The organism is Pilosibacter fragilis, assembly GCF_032490495.1.
Lineage (GTDB): Bacteria > Bacillota > Clostridia > Lachnospirales > Lachnospiraceae > Pilosibacter > Pilosibacter fragilis.
Window position 1 is genome coordinate 154806 of sequence record NZ_JAVYJB010000001.1, and the last position, 19688, is coordinate 174493.

The following is a 19688-nucleotide window of genomic DNA, read 5'->3' on the forward strand; positions in this document are numbered from 1 at the left end:
TTGATGTCCTAATTATGGATGGAAATTCCAGGATTTTGGTATGGAAAACCGCCCGACATGTTTCCACGCCGGACGGTTTTTCTTTAATGCTTATAATTGATGTCTGTCAGTAAATTTCCTTCGTAGCGTACCGCGTCGGTCTTGCTGTACATATCGCCGTCCACGTAATAGCTGGTTTTATCGGAATATACCTCGTATGCGACCGGTTTGCTTCTGACGTAGCCCGCCGGTGCCTTGATTTCGGCCAGAACGTATACGCCTGCCCCGATCGGCTGCGGTGTTACAAAATAACCGGTATTCTGGTTTACATACTCTTTTGCATCTGCATTTTCTTCCGTTGTCACTTCCACGTCGTTCATGGTGGAGTAGACGGTCATCTGACCGGTACGGTTTCCGATTTTATCCGTCAGCATGATGCGTTCGCTCTCCACACAGATCGGAGTTCCTTTCGGAACGATACCAGTATAGGTCTCGCCGGCCCCAGTGGAGGTTTCCACGATACTTCTTCCTCTTGCTGCTGCCTTGATGTCATGGGCACCCATGGCTTTTAAGAACTCCATACTGCCTTCGATCATGGTATCCTGCAGATAGAACTTTGCATCGCCTGGTTTGAACTGTGCCAGGAACTTCTCCCGCTCCGTTGTGTCCGTGATAAGCTTCGCATCTTCCTCGATCTCCTCAAAACTCTGGTAGCGGCTTCCTGCGTAGAGTGCGAAAATCGCATCATCGTGCAGAATGTATTCGCCGGTCTCGGAGTCCGTCTTGTTGATCCGCAGGAAAGTGGTGAAGAAACCATTCCGTTCATTGATGTCCGCATAACCGTTGAATTTGGAAGCATCATAGGCTTTTGCATCTGCCGGTTCCGTTACGGTCCACGGTACAAGCATCTGGGCATAGCGTCCGGAATAAGCAGTCAGCTCGCCGGTCATGGAAACCACACCGTCTTTCCACTGCATACCGGATGCATTGTTGTCATCCGTCTGTCCACCCTTGTACATGACATCATTGGCGGCACCACGGTCTTCGGATATGCCCGCGTAGAAGAAACGATCCTGCAGCACTTTCCCGTCATAGTTCGTTCCGTTTGCGGTGTCCGCTCCGTCCGTACGGTCAATGGCCATATAATCGGAAGCGTTATTCCCACCGTTCTCCGTGCCAATCTTTGCGGTTCCTGCTTCGCCGCGGTGTTCCGTGTCGTAATAGTCCTTTAATGGATCAGTCTCTTCCTGGGTGCATTTCCAGCCGTTATGCAGGAATGAATCCCCATAATGAATGCCATCATAACCGCGTTCCCCACTGTTTAACAGGTCAATATCAAGACCGTACTTATAAATCTCGTAATCACCGTAATAGTTGTGGGCACGGATGACGTAGTGGCGTTCATCCTGTCCGGCATTCGCCGCTTCATCAGACCATTCCTCGCCGAAACGGATCATGTAATTGGCCGCCCTTGCCTGTTCTTCGGTCGGCATGGTCTCATCGTAGCTGTAATGTGCGTTGTAGTTATCCGTGGTATCATTGCTTTCTCCTGCGTCATACAGGCTCGGTACCAGGACTTCCTTCGGTTTCTCGATGCTGTAGCTTCTGTTCTCCCAGTCATTTACGGAACCGTCCCGTCTTGCAGGCTGCTGTTCCACGATTACATAGGTACCATACGGCAGATATGCGGATATCGCGCTGTGCTCATCTCCATCATCAAAATCAATGGACAAGGTCGTTACATCGGAATCAGAACCACCGTTTTCCGCACTGTCCCACTCAACACTGTAAATGGTGTCAAGGTCGTAGGTGTAGAACGGCTTTAAGTAGTTGTAGGATTTCGCAATCGCCTCAAACAAAGCGTGGTCGTAAACTTCCTCATCATATTTAATGGTTCCGTCGTTATCCGCAGAAATATTCTCGTCGTTTCCATTATTGGTCATCAACTTCGCGGCTTCCTGTTTTAAATACCATTTGGTTGCGAACTGACGTACCGCATCGGATGCTTCGGCATTGGCCCTTGCGTAATCGGAAGTGCTCATCACAGTCTCTATGTTGACACCGTTCTGCTCTGCCGGATACTTTTCATAATCCGCGCGGTCACCGAAGACTTTCTCGCGGATCCAGCGGAACGGCTTGAAAGAGGTATCATGGTCTCCGCCCGCTGTGCCGTCCTGATCAGTACCGTCCGTATTTTCCATGGTATGTCCCGGTTCTGTGTCATCCTTCTGGTACTTCTCATAGAATGTCTCAAACCAGTGCTGTTCCGGATAGTTTGCCATGCCATTGCCCGTAAAGGTGGAATGCATGTCGTCATCCCAGATGTCGGTATTGGCTGCCTGTACGGCGTCGAAAAATTTCTCGTAGTTATATTCTTCCACATCCCTGGTTCCGGTTCCGTCTTCTACGGTATGGAGCGTGGTTTCCAGGAGTCTGGTCGGGCTGTTTGCGGCATTCTCCGTATCGTGGATACGGTCACTTTCTGCCACATCGGTATTCTTTCCGGTGTACTGGTACAGGGAAGCTCCCGTTCTTACTGCCTCGCCGGAAGCATCACCAGGGTTGCCTGCCGCATCCGTACGCTCTGATGTGGAGAATTCTTCTTTTTCGCCCATCTCATAGGAACCGCCAGTCTGCGGGTTTCCGTACTCGGCCCACACGTTGTTTGCCCTTGCGGAAGTGGTCTTTGAACCTTCCTTATGCGGAATCTCCGTGTAGATCTTCTGGACGTTGGCTGAATCCAACGCCGTACCGTTTGTCTTGTCCTTTTCCGGGAAATTCACGGTCTTTCCAGTGTAGGCATCCGCATATTTCCAGGTAAAGGTGTCGTAATTTCCATCGCCGTTTGTATCCTCGTACTGCGGAGTCATGACATTGCCGTTGCGGTCCATCCAGACGATGTTTCCATCTTCATCGCGGTAGAGGCGTTCCAGGTTACTCTTTAAGTATGCCTTGAAGCGGAAGTTCGGGATATCTGTTGCGGATTCCCCGTCCACTTCGCCGCCCATCAATTTCGTCAGCCAGTCTTTTACGGTGTCGTAAAGTCCGGCATCCCTCTTTGCGGAAATGTTTTCCAAATGCACGGCGGAATAGGTATCATGTGCATACTTGATGGTTTTTGTCTCTTCCGTAGTACGCTCATGGCCGCATGTTTCACAGGTATCCCTACCGTCCTCGTTCTCGGTGCCGCAGTTTAAGCAGTACCATACGTTCTTCGGCTCTGCCAGGGTCTGGATATCCTTGAATACTTTGACTTTCTGGCGGATCGGACGCTCCTGTACCGGGATCGGGGTCTCAATAGTGCCATGCCCCGGTGTGCCGGTTCCATCCTGGAAGGTCTTATCCTGCCCCGGATAGGTCAGCTCGGCCTCAACCACGTACGTGCCTTTTTTTGCTTCCTGTTTCTTTGCATAGTCCAGATATACGGAAGCCTTGGCATTTAATGCTTCCACTTCATAAAATCCGCTGGATACCTGATCGCCCGGCTGCAGGCGTTCCTGGTCATCCCTGGAAAGCGCCTCCCAGTCATCCTGGGTCAGTATATGTTTGGTTTTCGGGCATACCGCCTTCAGTGCGATGTCCAGTGTTTTATCTGCATCGGTCTGTACGTTTCCGTAGGAATCTGTGTACGGCATGTCGATGTGGATCACATAGTTTCCGGTTGCTGCATCATAAGCGGCGTCCAGTTTGGCCCACTGGGTTTTTAATACATTGGATGTCACATCGCCGTATTTCGGTACACGTTCGGTCTCCGGAACCTTGTTGCCATCCTTATCATATACGAATTCGCCTTTCTTGTAATACTTCGGTCTGGTTGCATATTTGGTCATGATGCTTCCATCCCCGTTCACAACGGAGTCCGGTGTACACATGGCATTTAAGTAGGTGTAGGAGCTGGATGTCGCGGTCTTTAAGTTGGTGTAGTAACCGAACGCATCATCTTCGTTTCCATCCTCGGTATATTTCACATAAACATAGTACGGCTCAAAGTTTGTGTCATCCGGAACAAATTCTTTCCGTACATAGATGTCGTATCCATTGCCGTCATCCGATACGGTTGCGAATGCACCATCCGTTGTGTAGAGATCGGATGCGTACAGATAGAGATCCACACGGTCAGAATGCTCTTTGTAGCTGTCAAGTCCGCCGAAATTATACTGCGGATTGTCAATGTAGTACTGGATCAGGTTACGGATCATATCTTCCGTGGTCAGAGCCTGTCCGTTTGCCGCTTTACTAATGGTGACCTTTACGATCTGCGGACCATATGCCGTCGTCTTTGCAATTTCGCCCGGGTTTACGCCGGAAACACCGTAAATATCCACTTCGCCCTTGCGGACACCGCGGGAGTAAACGGAATAGTTTTCCGATGAAAAGGTTTTCTTGCCGTTTACATAGGTAGATGGTGTTGTGACGCTTCCGCCGCCGCGGATCGCAGTCTCCAGTTTGGCTTTCATGAGTCCCCAGTCATTGGAGCTCCATACCCTGGAAAGACGTACCTGATCCGGATAATACACAGTCCCGTCTGGATTTACTGCGGAATTTCCACGGAGGAAGTTATCAATCTTCTCCTGGCTGAAGGTTCTCTTTTTCTTCACGGCCACATTATTTGCTCCGATCGTTGCCGGAATCTTTTCGGTCAGTGTCGTGTAGGTTCCATCGCCGACATAGATCGGGTCAGATGTATCGGAGGACGCCCTCTTATAAATAATGTTACCGTTGGCATCCGTCTTATTGACTACTTCCCATCCGATCTGCTGCTTGGTTGTTTCCTGCGTAGACAGGGAATCCTGGCGATAGAATTCGGTGCCCTGCGGCATTTTGGAAACCACAATATCGAATCCTCCATTTGCTACGGTTCCATCGGATGTCACATTAAAGAATGGCTCATTTTCCGCGCCGATTGCTTCTTGTCCGTTGATATAAAGGTTTCTGGATACGGAAACGGTTCCCTTGCCATCTTCCGCGCGGTTGACTTCATAAACGGAATCTGGATTTTCCGGATCATAGTTGGTATAGGCATTTGCCTTGCCGTTTACGGACAGCTCGTATCCTTCGGAACGGGAAAGTTCCTTAATATAATACTTACCGAGAATCAGCGGTCTACCAATCCAACTGTTGCCGTTATTCTCCTCGTTGGCGTCATACACGCGCTCCGTGCGGCCGGCGATAATGTGTTCTCCTTTGTCATCTGTGTAGTCATCCACTGTCCAGCTGGTGTCATGGAAGTCGTTGACCACTGCGTGGTTTTCTTCTTCGATCGGCTTTGCATCTTCACGGAAACGGTTCTTTGGCGCGCTGTCGTACCAGGCAGTTTTTTCGATCTTACCGGTCTTGTAGTTGTACACCACTCCCGGCGCTTCCGTATAGGCCATGAAGGAACCATCGCCGTTGCGGTCGGTTGTTGCAACCGCCACAAGATCGCCCTCTTTATAGACCGTGCCAGTCTTGCCGTCCGGATGCACAATATCTTCATCCGCAAACAGACCGTATACGGCGCCCTCCAGGGAACCGTCACCGTTTTCCTGGGCGTAGGAATCGAACTGCTCAGACTGTGCATTGTCAAGGTTCAGGTCACGTTTATTGAAGTGAATCTCACCTTCCGTACGATGGTCGTAAACGCGCCATGCGTTTCCTTCGCCGTCGCGGTCGTCACAATGGGACCAGTTATCTTCCGGTCCAAGTTCCACTGCAAAATCATCGGTCTGTGCATCGGTAAATGCTTTTTCAAATACAGACTCAAAATCTGCAGAACCGTCCGAACCGCCGTCTCCATCGCCGTCATCATCGTCATCGGATGCGAGGCTGATGCTGTCCTCTGCGGAAAGGCCGCGGAAGTTCAGAATGGAAGCGAGGAAGGATTTCTTTTCCGATGTTTTGTTTTCTGCACTCTCTTCAGTCGGCGCCTGTGTTTCCGCAGATGCGAAAGTTTCTTTTTCCACAGCAACGGTTGTTTCGCTGCTTACCGATGCTTCTGTCTGTTTTTCTTTTTCGGTTTCTTTGCTTTCTGTCTCTGCTTCTGTTTCTGTTCCTTCAGCAGTTTCCGTCTCGGTTTCTGCAGATACGATCTCTTCTGTTTCTGCTGAAGTCCCTTCTGCCGCATATGCCTTGATTGTCAGCAGGTCGGAAACACCGTCTTTGATTGCTGTGCCGACATTCTCTGCTTTTCCAAACAGGTCGAGATCCGGGACGGTGATGTTGTCGTCCTCATCCTCTTCTGCTTCGGAATCCGTTGCGTTGGAAGGGGTGGCAAAGGAACCGGTCAGGAATTTGACTGCGTCGAGGATCTTCTCCTTAAAAGCACTGAAGCCGGTCTTTTCAAAACCGTAATCTTCGCGGATATACGGCTCCAGCATGTACGCACTGTTATCATCGGTTTCATCCGTATCCACCGCGAATGCGGAAGACAACAGGGAAAGCATGGTAGTGCTGCCTTCATCATCTCCACCCGCGCTGACAGGTGCATTCACGCTGTCATTGATGGTGATGAACTTGTCGTATTTCTCATCGCCGATCGCGAACGTGGAATTTGCGCCGTTCTGGGAAGAATCGGTGGTGATCGCTTCGATCAGAACATCATCCGTATGGGTGTCATGGACGATATATCCCTCTCTGGCTTTTTCCTCTTTCCATGTGTAGGTATATTTTAAGGAAATGAACTTGTCATAGGTGTCCTCAGTATCCTGCTTACAGCCGGAACCTTCATAGGACGCTTCTTTATCAAAGCATTCGGTCGGTCCGCCGTTCGGTGTGGTGTCTTCGTCTCCGCCGCTTCCGGCAATCTCGCGGATCTTGCTTTCGTCCACACCATCACCGAGCCAGTGGAAATGAACACCGTCGCGCTCTTCTGCTTTTTCCTGGCAACCTTCATAGTAACCGATCCATTTTTTAGCTGCAGCACGGTTCTGTTCTTTTGCTGCTTTCACTTCGTCGCTGTTATCCTCTCCGGTTTCCGGATCGGATTCCAGTTCCGGAACCGCCGTGAATTTCGGTGCCGGGTGACCATCGCAGTATGTCTTTTCATAATGATAGTTTTTTGGTACATCCGTCTCGATATGGCCGTTTCCATCCGTGGTGTAGGAGTTTACTTTGCGGAAATCATCCCACAGAACCGGTGACGAGGTATACCCGGACTGCCAGTCATTGTCCGGATATTCGCCGGACTCAGATCCTTCGTAAAGCTGAACAGCGCCGTCATTGTCTGTATTAATCTCGTCCTGATCGTCGAATTTCTCGTACAGGTTGAACACGGAACCTTCCAGCGGCTCGCCTGTCTCATAATCCTTTTTATCCAGCTGCACGTTGTAGTCGGTCTGCCAGTCTTCCTGGTGACGGAATACACAGAAATGCAGATCGGTTTCCACTGGAACTGGGTCCGTGCTTGCGCCAAGGACGAAACACGGGTAGGTGTTTGTTAATGGGAGTGAATGTATTTTAATAAATGTCTGGTGTTTATCGGTTGGTCTGCGGTTTGTCGGGCAAAGCGCACATTTATACACTTCCATGATATCCGCAGCAAAATCCAACGGAGAATCCCAGGTTGTGTCCTCAACGGATACAAACGATCCTTTTGGAATCTCAAAATAACCATAAAGTGCCGGCGCCGCTCCGCTACCGTTATAGGTTGCTTCGAAATACGGGGCCGTGTCTCCGGATGCCGGGTGTCCTTGTATGGTCCAGCTGCCGATCTGCACAGGTGTCTGATCCAGGACAGAAAGGTTCTGCCACATTTGTCCGTTCCACAATTTTAATGATGCGGCATTATTATAGAACCATTCGGACATATTGATGTAATAAGTGTTCTGGCCGGTTTTTTTGATGTTTGAGGAACCGGAATCATCGGAATCGTTAGAGTCATCCACGTCATTGTCGAGATCTTCATCCCCATCATCCCTTCCAGGCTTACTGGAAGAATCGCCGGAACTGTTTTTGATCAGGTTCTTTTTGCTATCCAGTTTACCGGTTGTGTAATATGCCGCGTTATCCTTGATAGCGAGAGCGTTTTGCTGTACCATTTCAAGGGTTACTTCCTGACCGTCCGGAACAGAAACGATGTGCTTCTGCATATCAACCGGCCACTGGGCATAACCACCCTCACCGTATTCGTCAGCTGTGTAGGATTGACGCCAGCCGGTACCCATTCGTGGCAGGAGCCAACGAGTGCCGCGATCGTTGATGTAACTTTGACCGTTTCCAGGAAACAGGTAATCGTAATCGCACAATGCTGCTAAAAGTGGATCTCTCTGAATAATCGCTTCGCCCGCTGCACCATGGCGAACGATACCAAGTTCCGTTTCGGTCAGCGGCGAAAAACTGGTTGGGATATTATCCCAATAATTATGCCTAATAGAATCTCCTACGTTTTTCTCAATCTCATTTGCCCAGAACTTTGCTTCTGCAATAGCATCATCACTTAACCCGCCAGTTCCGGTTGTTGTTGCTGCTGCGATAGCGGCCCACAAGGTTTTTAAAACAATACGTTCATCGCCATTTCCAATCGTTTCCAGTAACTTCTGCTTATTAAACTCGATCGCTTTTTTCCAGTCATCCGATCCATGCGTAAGACCTTGGGTGAGGGTTGTTACGCACACGTACTGGTCTGCTTTACAGTTAGCACCTGCATCGCTGTACAGATGATTGTCTGTACAAATACCATAATCCTTGCTGTAGGCATATGATGTTAGTGATGCAAACTGGCTGATGTCAATCGTACCGGCCGCGAGTAATACCGCAAGTAGTCCGGCAACTGGACGCTTCCAGTTCCTTTTTTTATGTTTTTGCATAGATTCTCCTTCCTTTCTTTTTTATAGGCTAATTATGGAAGGAAAACATACGAATTCGGTTTTATATTAGTGTTTTTGTTTGTATACAAAAAAAGAACCTTCCCAATTAGGAAGGCTCTTTAAAAAGGTTCTATTCGTAATGGATGTATTCGCCGAAATTGTAGTTGTACGATTGTCTGGTTCCCAGTTTCGATGTTTCACGCCAGTCATCGGTCAGATTAATGCCACCATTTTCGGCCATGTGAGGTACACCGTCTACCTGTACAATCCAACATGCATGTACAGTGTCGCCGACAATGGCACATTTTAAACCAAGCAGTGTTGCAAGTAAGTGTCCGGTATTGGCATAATCAATGCAGACTCCTTTTTTATTGAGTAATACCTGATGGTATGCATTATATGTATGCAGGCTTGGATTATTCTTTACTTCATTATCATACTGAGAACCCCTTAAAAGTTCCTGGATCTTTGCAAGTCTTTCCGGTTCCGTAGCGTGCTCGAAATCAAAACTGTTCAGCCAGTTTTTCAACACTTCACAAACATCGTTAAGAGCTTTTCTTTCTTCTTCTGAATACCAGCTGTCGTCATGCATGGTATTGGTCTGCCCAGTTAATTTGCTGATAATGTATGCATTATTAGGGGACACGATAAAACTATTATGCCCACGTAAATCATGATGACTCTTCTCATCTGTATACCAGTTGTCTGCATTAAGATTTTCAATATTTAACGCATACAGATCCACCACCCTTTTCAATGGGTAATTCGCATCATACGTCACATCACGTACCGTGCCGCCAGCATAGGTGGCGCCGATTTCTTCCGCTGTTGCGGTCTTGATTTTTCCATTATCATCCAGAACACGTCCAAGATAATCAATGGTTACACCGGCCGGCGTGGTCCAGGAATCAAACGTCGGATAGACCTGTGCATTCATATACATTTTGTCTGTATATCCGGCAGATTTATAATCACCTCTTGGACCATAATAATATAAAATATATTCACTACCGCCGCTTGTATTTTCCCACCAAAGATTGTCCCCTGCCTGTACTTTCTGTGTTGGATATACCAGTCCTGTTCCAACTGGATTTACTTTTGTGGTATTTTCAAGTTTATCGACATCCCTCATATAGCTTACAAGACTGTGCTGCTTCGCGTTGGATTTTGCCGGGGTACCGCTATTTCCGGAATTTCCAGAATTTTTTACAGCCCCCTGTGTTTTTACCACACCGTTTTCTACCCACTGTCCGTCTGCATTTACGGTATAGCCGTCCGGGGTTGTGGTGTTGGTTAAGAGGTAACCGTCTGCACCGAAATAATAACTCTCGGAAATGCCGTCCCCATTACCATCCAGCCATTTCCATTCATTCTTCGGGTAGCTGCCGTTTTCATCCCACCTGTATCCGGTCGCATCCTGTTTCCATTGTCCTGCAAATGCAGTTGTCGCGGAACCGGCTGCCATAGCTGTTGCCATTGCAAGAGCCGTTGCTCTTTTTAAAAATCGTTTTCTCATTTTGCATCCTCCCATGTAAGAATTATTACTTTCTTATTTATGCATTCATTATAGCGTGTGGCAATCATTCTGGCAAGCTATTTGATTTCTGCGGATATCCAAATATGCGTTATTTTCATGTGCGTGTGATAACGATGGAGAAGGAATACGGATCAAAAGATATCTACATGTTCTCCACAATATCGACTACACCACTTTCTTCTTGCATATCATCCGTCTCAAGCTCTTCTGTTTTTTCAGATGTTTCCTTGACATTTTCTTCCTCAGCATCCGCATCTGTGTCTACGTCTACTGACTTATCTACAGCCTCATCATTGTTCGCTTCATCTATCAGAGCTGCCGCGGTCTGCTCCACCTCGTCATCCTGTTCCTGCATGGTTGTCTCGATCTCAAAGACCATATTGTTCTTTGTCAGCTTTGCAACGTAGCAGCCCGCAGTTCCGTTTCCGACCGGAATGTATACTTTACCGTCCATGGTCTCGAACTGGCGGATGTAGATGGTCGCATTCGGTTTGCCGGTGCCGTTCAGCTCCGCAATCAGCTGACCGTTATACATGTATCTGGTGGTGTAACAGTATTCCTCTGCCGCATCATCCAGGCGGTACAATTCTACGGTAAAGACAACACCGCTCTGGTACAGAATGAACTGTGTGCCATTACCGCTTCCCTTAGCGGAATCCACGGACATTTCCTTGTACTTATATCCTTCCGGGATCCCATATTCTACCCAGGTATTCGGTTTTGCATAGCCGGTCTTTTCCTCTCCGACCTGCGTTCCGTTGCATACGAACCGAATGGTGTAGTTCGGCTCGGTTACCGGAGTATCATCCTTTTTGGAATCATCGGTTCCGGATTTTTTCAGGGTTACGGTAAAGACCGTTCCGTCCTCGCTTGCGCTGAGAATGGTGCCGCCGCTTAAAACAGAACCACTTCCGCTTGTTACTTCCACTTTATCCATTTCATAACCGTCCGGGATATTCCAGTCCTCAATCACCTGGTTCTTTGTGGTTGTTCCGGTTACGGAACTGATCTCTGATCCATCATATACGAACCGGATGGTATATCCGACTGCATTTTTTCCGTAAGGAATGGTGCCATTCGTATATGCCAGTTTCTTTGTGGTGTAGTAATTTTCTTCCGGCAGCGTAAATTTCATGCCGGATGCCCAGCTGATGTCTTTGCTGCTGTATTTTGCATTGATCTGCTTATTGACCTTGGAAGCAATGTTGGATGCGTTCTTTGCGTCTGCTTCATTCGCAAAGACCACGCAGATACCGTAATTAGCCTGCTTATGGTCGATCCGGTCAGACAGGTATGCCACGATCTTCGCAACGGTTTCATCCACGGTTGTGTAATCCACAGCCAGCTTCCCATCTGCTTTATAGGAGGCAATCGTGGTTTCTACTGCCGCATCCGCCTCTGCGATTTTCTGGTCATTGTGTCCAGGGATAAGGCCGTATTTGTAATAGTCATATACCGCATTTCTGTCATATGTGGTTGCTGTTGCGCTGAGACTTACACTGTATTTATCCCGGCTGCCTTCTACGTTTTTCACCTGGTCATCCGTCATATTGACAGCGCCGCACTCAATGAAGGTCGCTCCTACCGGGATGGAACCGGTTGCGGAGCCTCCAGGAACTGAGTTTCCTGCATGTTCTTTATCTGCAAATGTCACATCCACCCAGTACCAATGACCATCCAGCTTGATTGCGTTGAAGGAATGTCCCGGTCTCTCCACAAACTTTACGGTCAACCCGCAAAGCTTTGCAGTCTGCAGGAAAGCGTCCGCATAGCCATCACACATGGCTTTGCCGCTGATGATACAGCTGTAAGCGGTTGCCATGGTCCAGTCTTCCGACTGTTCGTATACGCAGTTCTCAGAAAGCCACTGGATGATCTTCATTTCTTTCTCGAAGTCAGTCATGTCATCCGCGATGTTCTCATCCTTGAATGTAAGAATGGCCGCTTTGGTTTCCGCCCATTCGGAAGCAGTCATCTTGCCAAGATTTCCATAATTTTCATCATGGACATAGCTGGTGTTCGTGTTTGATCCAGATGAAGAACCACCGGAACCGCTGCCGCCTGAATTACCGCCGGAGGAGCTGCTTCCGGAAGATGAACTTCCTCCAGAGGATGAACCACCGCCACTGCCATGTGAGGAACCGCCGCCTCCGCCGCCACTGGAACCCTTGCTTGCGGTGCTTGTACCAGTGCCACCACCCGGGCCTCCTGCAGAGCCGTGTTTGGCTGGTCTTTTGACTGCAGTGCCGCCCACCATCCATGCGCCATCCGCGTTTACGGTGAAGCCGTCAGGTGTGGTTCCGTTTAAAACACACCAACCGTCTGCATCAAAGTAATAGCATTCGGCAATACCATCATTGTTTCCGTCCAGCCATTTCCATTCGCTTTTTGGATAGGAACCATCAGAGTTCTTCCACCACCACCGGCCGGCATTTGCGCCTTCACCGCAAATCCACGTTCCATTCGGTACCGCGATCCGGTCATCGCGGGTTTTCACAACACCGTTCTCCGTCCACGCACCGTCTGCATTTACGGTATATCCGTCGGGGGTCGTGGTTGCCGCAGCCATATAACCGTCCGAGCCGAAGTAATAGCATTCAGAAATGCCGTCCCCGTTTCCGTCCAGCCACTGCCAGCCGTTTGTATGGTATGCATTTACACCGGTCTGAAATCTCCATCCTTTTGTATCCTGCTGCCACTGCCCTGCGAATGCGGTGGTGGCGGAACCGGCTGTCATTGCCGCTGCCAGCGACATGATCATCGCCCGCTTGTACAGTTGTCTTTTTCTCATAAAAACCTCCCATTTGTTTTGCTTCTATTTTTCTGTTCATGTGTATATTATAACCTTTCCCATCATTTCAGGATTGTTTGGTGAATCTGCGGATATGAAAATTTGCATTATTTCCCAAAACAGCAAATCAGCGCGGCTCTTCCTGTGACTGGTATCATGGGAATCCTCGCGCTGATTAAATAAAAAGAAAGGATAAAGAGTAGTAAAGAACGCGCCATATTTTTTATATAGGGGTGGTGGTATGAAGTAGATGGAATGTTCATTGCTACGTTATAATTATGGAAGAAAAAATGTGAAAAACCGCAAACATAGAGCGTATTAATGTTTTTGAGTGAAAAAGAATATTTACAGAGAAATTTTATGGTTACTGCAAATTATTCCTGTTCCTGTGCCTGTATTTTTTCCTGTTCTGTCCGTTCAGGTTCCAGTTCCCGTCCATATGCAATTTCGGCCTTGGTTGCGGCTGCACAGAGTTCCTCGTGCTCATCTGCTGCTTCAAACGCATTAATCGGTTCCTCGTCCACGAACAGGGTTGTTTCGCCGGTTGAAAGATCGAGATGCACTTCTTCCCGTGGGTTTTGTGCAGAGTATAAAATCATTTCTGTTTTTCTGTCGGAATCCTCCAAAAGATACCCGGAAAACCACTGATCCAGGTGCTGATTTTTCCATAGAGTTTCCGCCAGGATTTCCTTATCTGCCGACTGCCGCTCCGGTTCTGTTTTCGTTGACGGTTTCTCCTGTTCCTCGCTCAGACTATGTTCCGGTACAAAAACATCTTTGGTGTATAACACTTCTCGGCTCAAAAGCGCTTCAATCTGTTTGTGAATCATCTGCTCCATCAGTTTTACACGTTCCGGCTCAAATTTTTCATCTCCACGGAAAGAAAACTGAAACGATTTCATGCCAATGAGGATCGCCCTGATTTCAGATGTCATTGCCTGCTGTCCAATTCTGGTAAAATCTTCGCCGATTCTTGGTCCGTAATCTCTCATTTTAGTTCCGATATGTTCCCAATCGCTTCTTTCGATGTATGGGAGCATGGATAAATTGAGATCAAATACCGGAGCCATACGGATCGGCTTTTGCGTATCGTTTTCTACCAGGACGCCATGATTGCCTGCATGTCGGTCTACGTTGAATGTCAGGGAATCCAGTACGATCATTTTCCGGAATAACGTTTCCGACCCAAGCTCCGCATAGAAACGCATCAGGGATTCCGGAGAGCTGTGGTTAATCGGAAATCTGGAAATTGGAACATAGCCATACGTTTCATTTGTGAACAACGGGCATTTCGAGGCCAGTTCCCCGTGCAGACGCACAAGCTGGTATGGAATGGCATCTTGTCCTAAAATTCGTTGTGCAACCTCCGATGCCATAACCTCACAATACGGTTCCAATCCGGCGTTCCTTGCCCCATCACTGCCACGCTTATACAGAAAGATCTGTCCATTATCTTCCCGCATCCAGCATTTCCGAAAGCTCCCGTCTGTGGAAAGTTCTGGGCTGGTTTCGCTCATTTTGATTCCATACAGCCCCATTCCCTCAAACGCCATTTTTGAAATTGTTTCGTCAAATGGGTTTCGGTAAAATGAAATCCGTTCCCATGAAACATTTTCGTGTTCCGATTTGATCCAAAATGTATCGTTGATGGAAGCAGCGTGAGTGATTTTGATAAATCCTTCGGTTTTATCGCAGCCGCAGTCCGCCATAATCTGCTTTAAATGGGCATTGTGTTTCGATGCTTTTCTGTTCTCAATCCATTTTTCGATATAATCAAACCCGATTGGCAAAGGAGATTTTCCGGTGTGCTCGAATCGGAATTCATCCCCGAATGTTCCGTGGCGCAGTTCAAAGGTTCCTACTTCCGCATTCTTATTCATCAAGTAATATTTCACGATCTCGCCTCCTTTCGATATGATACAGTATACCATACAGAATTGGAAAATTATAGTCTGATTATGTAAATCACTCTTTTCGTAACAGGTGATATGGCAAAGCACAGAACAAAACCGTGTGCCTTGTTTTGTTCCCTGATTTTCTTAATCACAACTTCCTTTCTTGTCATTGGATCGACATTTGATGCCATGCAGCATGTGCGTTTTGTAGTTACATTTTGAGAAACCATCCCGGCTCATTCGCATCACGCAATGAAAATACCGGCTTTTTTCATTTCTTTCTTGGTTTTTTCATTCTTCAGGCGGAAATGGTTCTTGTGATAATACAGATCATCCCGTTCCGATACCGGCAATGACTGATGGAGAAAAGTAATAGGAATATCATACAGATCTCTCACTGCTGAGCCTAGTTTGAATTTCCCCAGCAACTTGTTTCCTTTTGTACTTGAGAACAGATCATAAAGCTGATGCACATCCGTAAATGGCCCAATCATCTGTAACATCCGACGAAAACAGATCTCAGCGCGCCTTCTGCTGCCCTCATCCCCTCGGGCAAAGAATCCCTTCTTAAACCGGGTAATCTCGCCGCTTAAAACGCGGTCATAATAATCTTCTACGGCTCTGTTTTCATCATAGTAATAACGATCCGGATAAAGCTTATGTACCAGATACTGGAGGCTTTCCATCGGTTCCAGTTCCACCGGGAACTTGATGCGCTGGCGGACCATGCTGTCCACTTTCAGACGCTTTAAGATCGCGGGATCAATGTTTGCATGTACCTGTTCCGGGGTCCAGCCCAGGTAGTACTCGAAGGCATAGCGGATGATTTTTAAGGCTCTGGCCTCATCTACCGGATTATATTCCTTCTTGCCATTCATGGTTGATTCAAACAACTCCTTGCCACAGGTTTCTTTCTGACCTATCATCACAAGGTCATATAAATGAAGTTCTGCGTCCATGTTACTCATCCTCCCTTTTCCCGGAATGCTGCCGTCTGGCTATCCCTTCTTCAATCCAGTCGAAAATTTTGTAAGAATTGATGCGGGGACCGACAAAAAATGTCAGTCCTGCACATACCAGAAATGCTGTCATGCTCTACCTCCCGTCTGTAAATTTCAGCTCTTCGTTGATCTCCTGTTTCACCGTGATCATTCTGGAGGCTGCCTGATATGCGGCTTTCATGATTTCCGCATAGTTCGTAAAAATTTCTTCTCTGGTCAGCGCATCTTCCACCGTAAACTTGTCCGCGCCGGAACGCTTCAGGGCGCGTTTGCGCATGCGTGCAATCTGCGCCATGTTAATAAGGTAGGAGTATTCCGAAATACTCTTACTCATGAGTTTTGCCAGTTTGTTTAAGTTATCCACCGTGTCAATGGACGGCGGCAGATCCAGTTTAAACCGGTTGGATGCTGCAGCCATCAGTTCTTCCGGCGGCATGGAAAGCAGTTCTTCCATGGAATAATCATCAAAGCGTCTGATACCGTCTTTCCCCATAGTTCTCTCCTATCTCCCCGCAATCTGCAGAATCATATTAAACAGCATGCTTCTGGACCCCGGATTGATGAGGGTCACCAATCCGATGAACACCAGAACCGTAAACAGAACATAGATAATACCACGCAGAAAGCCAAACAAATAATCTTTTGCATTCTTTTCACGTACCTGCATTCCGTTCCCGTCTTCCGGGATTCCGTTCTGTTTCTTTAATGTTTCCTGTTTCTTTTTTGCCTGTTCCTCTGCTTCCGTTAACAGCGCAAGTCGTTTCTTAAATCTTCCCATTACTTACCTCCCGGATGACCGGTACTTGACTGCGGACATCACTTTTTTGAAACACTCATCCGCTTCTTCGGTCCCGGTGTCCGCTGGTTCAAAAGGATCCGGAAGAAATGGCAGGAACGATGTGAATTTTCCTTTGGTACCCATCAGATCAAGGATTTCATCGTGATCCTTTGTGCGGACAAAGTTAAAAATCCATACACTCCTGTCATATGTTTTGTCACGGAGCAGTTCTTCGCAGGCAAATATTTCATTGGCTTTCATTCCGCCTACCAGAATAGAAGCACTGCAGTTTAAAAATTTTTCCCGGTCAAACCCGTCTCCCATCACATTTCCAAAGTCACATACCAGATAGTCATAGTGAGTGCCGCCTTCCGTCAACTCCTGCAGCTTCTCCTCGTGGTAAGTCTCAATGCCGCATACTTCCAGTTTCCCGGATTCCGTTTCCCTGCAGTCCTCATACATGGAACGACAGCTCCAGAGATAGTCCTGTCCGTTTACTTCCACATATGCCGCGTTGTAGCCATAGCGTTTTAAAAATGCGACCAGTTGGATCGCTGCCGTGGTTGTGCCGATCCGCGGCATCACTCCGGCAATATGAATGATTCCTTCCATACCAATGCCTCCATTTCCCAGTTTTTCTTTAATTGTAATAATTATGGAAGATTTGATACAATCATCGGTTTCTGCGGATATGAAAAATGTCAGTATTTCTCATTTCTTGCACACATAACAACACACATGGGAAACTTAGAACCCGTGTGTGGTACGAATAGTGTTGGTTTGGATGGTTACAGTTTTCAGATTGGTTTTGCGTGGCACAGTAGAGTTTTCAGATTACTTTCCCGCTCCCCGCGCTTTGTGGCATTTAAGAATTTCTCCACCATCCCCGGAACCGCTGTGATTACAACTTCCTTTTTTGCTCTCGTAATCGCCGTATAGAGCAGTTCTCTGGACGCCATGACTCCGCTTTCTTCCGGAAGAAGCAGGTGTACCCGGTCGCACTCAGCACCCTGTGATTTGTGCACCGTCAGCGCGTAGGAAAGCGTCATGCCGTCGCAATCGCGCACCGGCAGGCACAACGACTTGTCCCGAAATTCAAGCTGCAGCTGACCGTCATGAATCGCTGTCAGTATACCTACATCCCCGTTCATATAGCCGCACGGATAGTTGTTATGATTCATAATAATCCGGTCATTCTCGTAAAAGGTGATATTTCCAACCCTTACGCATGGCCCATGCCCCGTAACCATTTCCTGCAAAAGCCGGTTTACGGCATTGCCTCCGGCTTTCCCTGGTTTAACCGGTATCATATACTGAGTGTCCTTACGCACTCCTTCCCTGCGGATCACGTTTAAGATGGCATCATCATCCCGTACAACATGAATCTGGAAATCCGCTCCCTGCACAAGCTGCTCGCCCCTGCGCATGGCAATGGCATTCTTGATAATGGTGCTGCCGGCTTTCTGACGGATGGTTTCCTTCAGATGAAAAACCGGAAGAATTGCAGATTCCGCCAGATCCCGCAGCACCTGTCCCGGCCCGACGCTTGGAAGCTGGTCGTAGTCCCCCACCAGCAACACCGTGGTTCCTGATGGAATTGCCGCGAGGAATGCAGCCAGCAGCTCCGTATCGCACATACTCATTTCATCCGCAATGATCAGATCATACGGCAACGGTTCCGGCCGGATGTCCCGGTTATACCATTTCAGCCCCATGGATTTATGCATGGTCATGGCCGGGAATCCGCTTACTTCCGACATTCTGGAAGCCGCACGCCCGGTCGGGGCACATAAAAGGATCCGGTCCGACGGATGGACATTCCGGTATGCCTGTACCAGACCGTTGATCGTTGTGGTCTTCCCGGTACCCGGACCACCAAGAAGCACTGCAATACCGCCGGAAGAAAGAAGTTCGAATGCAGACTTCTGTTCCTCGTTATAACAGATATGGTTAAATTGCTCCACATCCTCAATGATCAGGCCAAAATCAGTGGAGCACGGCTTTGCCGACCGCATCAGTCTTTTAAAATTGGCAACGATCTCTTTCTCCATATCAAAAAGCGTCCGGTCCGTCACAAACATCGTTTCGCCGTCCTGACAGAGCCGAATGGAACTGCTTGAGCAGAGAGCGATTTCTGCCAGTTCTTTTGGCACATCCATTGTGCTCTTTCCATATTTGTTCGCATAAGCACAGATCCATTCTACCATTTTGTCATATTCCATCCGTGTGTGGCCACCATGTTTCATTCTGCTTACAGCATGCCGTACCAACGCATCCAGTCTTTCAAATGCCCATGGATCCTGTCCAAAACGCGCTGCCATCCGGTCGCAGACCAGGAATGAAACTCCATACCGATAAAGGATAAAAGGGTTTTCCATGACTGTATTCAGACTGCCTCCATGGCTCATATATGTACAGATCCCGTTATACGGAACATTCATGGACGCCAGGAAATAAACCAGACGATCATCTTCCATCCCGTCACGCAGGAATCCGGCAACGGCATCCGCTCGTTGTTCCCCCAATCCTGGGATACCAAGCAGGGTCTGCTTCAGGTCGTCATTCATCCGTGCGTACCCGAAGATGTCCGACCCGATCCGCTGCACCACCTTTTCAGCCCATTCCGCTCTCATGCCGGACACACGGTTCGTCAGTACGTGTACCGCTTCTTCTTCATTTTCCGTCCATTGGCGGGCGCTCTGCAGTCGAAATGTTCCATCGTAGGCATAATCTCCATCCAGCAGATAATTTGCCCGCACATCCGGGTTCCGGAAAAGTCCGACGGCTGTCACGCGTTTCTTTTCCGGTCGGATAAAAAAATCATAATAACCGATTCCCGTATCTGGATCACGCTGAAGTTCTTGTATGAATTTTCCTTTTAGCTGCATCTTCTTTCTCCTTTTCTGTCCGTATCGTACCATGTC

9 protein-coding genes are annotated in these 19688 nt (G+C 48.1%); all 9 read right to left on the reverse strand.

The annotated features are described in order from the left end of the window. Window positions 1-83: 83 nt before the first annotated feature. The gene (locus ABCW45_RS00630; protein ID WP_343219983.1) at window positions 84-8762 is read right to left on the reverse strand and encodes a zinc ribbon domain-containing protein; all 8679 of its coding nucleotides are present in this window, start codon (window positions 8760-8762) and stop codon (window positions 84-86) included. Between the two features lie 130 nt (window positions 8763-8892). Next, window positions 8893-10278, reverse strand: coding sequence for a hypothetical protein (locus ABCW45_RS00635; RefSeq protein ID WP_343219984.1), 1386 nt, complete (start codon window positions 10276-10278; stop codon window positions 8893-8895). A 163-nt stretch (window positions 10279-10441) separates the two neighbouring features. Then, window positions 10442-13090 (reverse strand): transglutaminase domain-containing protein, encoded by a 2649-nt coding sequence (locus tag ABCW45_RS00640; RefSeq protein WP_215705292.1) that lies wholly within the window; start codon window positions 13088-13090, stop codon window positions 10442-10444. Window positions 13091-13464: 374 nt separating this feature from the next. Further along, window positions 13465-14985: a HipA domain-containing protein gene (locus tag ABCW45_RS00645; protein WP_343219985.1), complete on the reverse strand. Its 1521-nt coding sequence runs from the start codon at window positions 14983-14985 to the stop codon at window positions 13465-13467. Window positions 14986-15230: 245 nt separating this feature from the next. Beyond that, window positions 15231-15944: a hypothetical protein gene (locus ABCW45_RS00650; protein ID WP_343219986.1), complete on the reverse strand. Its 714-nt coding sequence runs from the start codon at window positions 15942-15944 to the stop codon at window positions 15231-15233. Between the two features lie 136 nt (window positions 15945-16080). Continuing rightward, window positions 16081-16479, reverse strand: a complete 399-nt coding sequence (locus ABCW45_RS00655; protein ID WP_215630889.1) for a hypothetical protein — start codon at window positions 16477-16479, stop codon at window positions 16081-16083. A 9-nt stretch (window positions 16480-16488) separates the two neighbouring features. After that, entirely contained in the window at window positions 16489-16764 is a 276-nt protein-coding gene (locus tag ABCW45_RS00660) for a hypothetical protein (protein WP_343219987.1), read from the reverse strand. 3 nt (window positions 16765-16767) lie between these two features. Next, entirely contained in the window at window positions 16768-17376 is a 609-nt protein-coding gene (locus ABCW45_RS00665; RefSeq protein ID WP_343219988.1) for a hypothetical protein, read from the reverse strand. 185 nt (window positions 17377-17561) lie between these two features. Further along, window positions 17562-19652: an AAA family ATPase gene (locus ABCW45_RS00670; RefSeq protein WP_343219989.1), complete on the reverse strand. Its 2091-nt coding sequence runs from the start codon at window positions 19650-19652 to the stop codon at window positions 17562-17564. Window positions 19653-19688: the final 36 nt, after the last annotated feature.

What these genes read in the sequence shown, in the direction of transcription:
- ABCW45_RS00630 (WP_343219983.1), bottom strand. Translation starts at nt 8,762, where the DNA reads ATGCAAAAACATAAAAAAAGGAACTGGAAGCGTCCAGTTGCCGGACTA.
- ABCW45_RS00635 (WP_343219984.1), bottom strand. Translation starts at nt 10,278, where the DNA reads ATGAGAAAACGATTTTTAAAAAGAGCAACGGCTCTTGCAATGGCAACA.
- ABCW45_RS00640 (WP_215705292.1), bottom strand. Translation starts at nt 13,090, where the DNA reads ATGAGAAAAAGACAACTGTACAAGCGGGCGATGATCATGTCGCTGGCA.
- ABCW45_RS00650 (WP_343219986.1), bottom strand. Translation starts at nt 15,944, where the DNA reads ATGGACGCAGAACTTCATTTATATGACCTTGTGATGATAGGTCAGAAA.
- ABCW45_RS00655 (WP_215630889.1), bottom strand. Translation starts at nt 16,479, where the DNA reads ATGGGGAAAGACGGTATCAGACGCTTTGATGATTATTCCATGGAAGAA.
- ABCW45_RS00660 (WP_343219987.1), bottom strand. Translation starts at nt 16,764, where the DNA reads ATGGGAAGATTTAAGAAACGACTTGCGCTGTTAACGGAAGCAGAGGAA.
- ABCW45_RS00665 (WP_343219988.1), bottom strand. Translation starts at nt 17,376, where the DNA reads ATGGAAGGAATCATTCATATTGCCGGAGTGATGCCGCGGATCGGCACA.
- ABCW45_RS00670 (WP_343219989.1), bottom strand. Translation starts at nt 19,652, where the DNA reads ATGCAGCTAAAAGGAAAATTCATACAAGAACTTCAGCGTGATCCAGAT.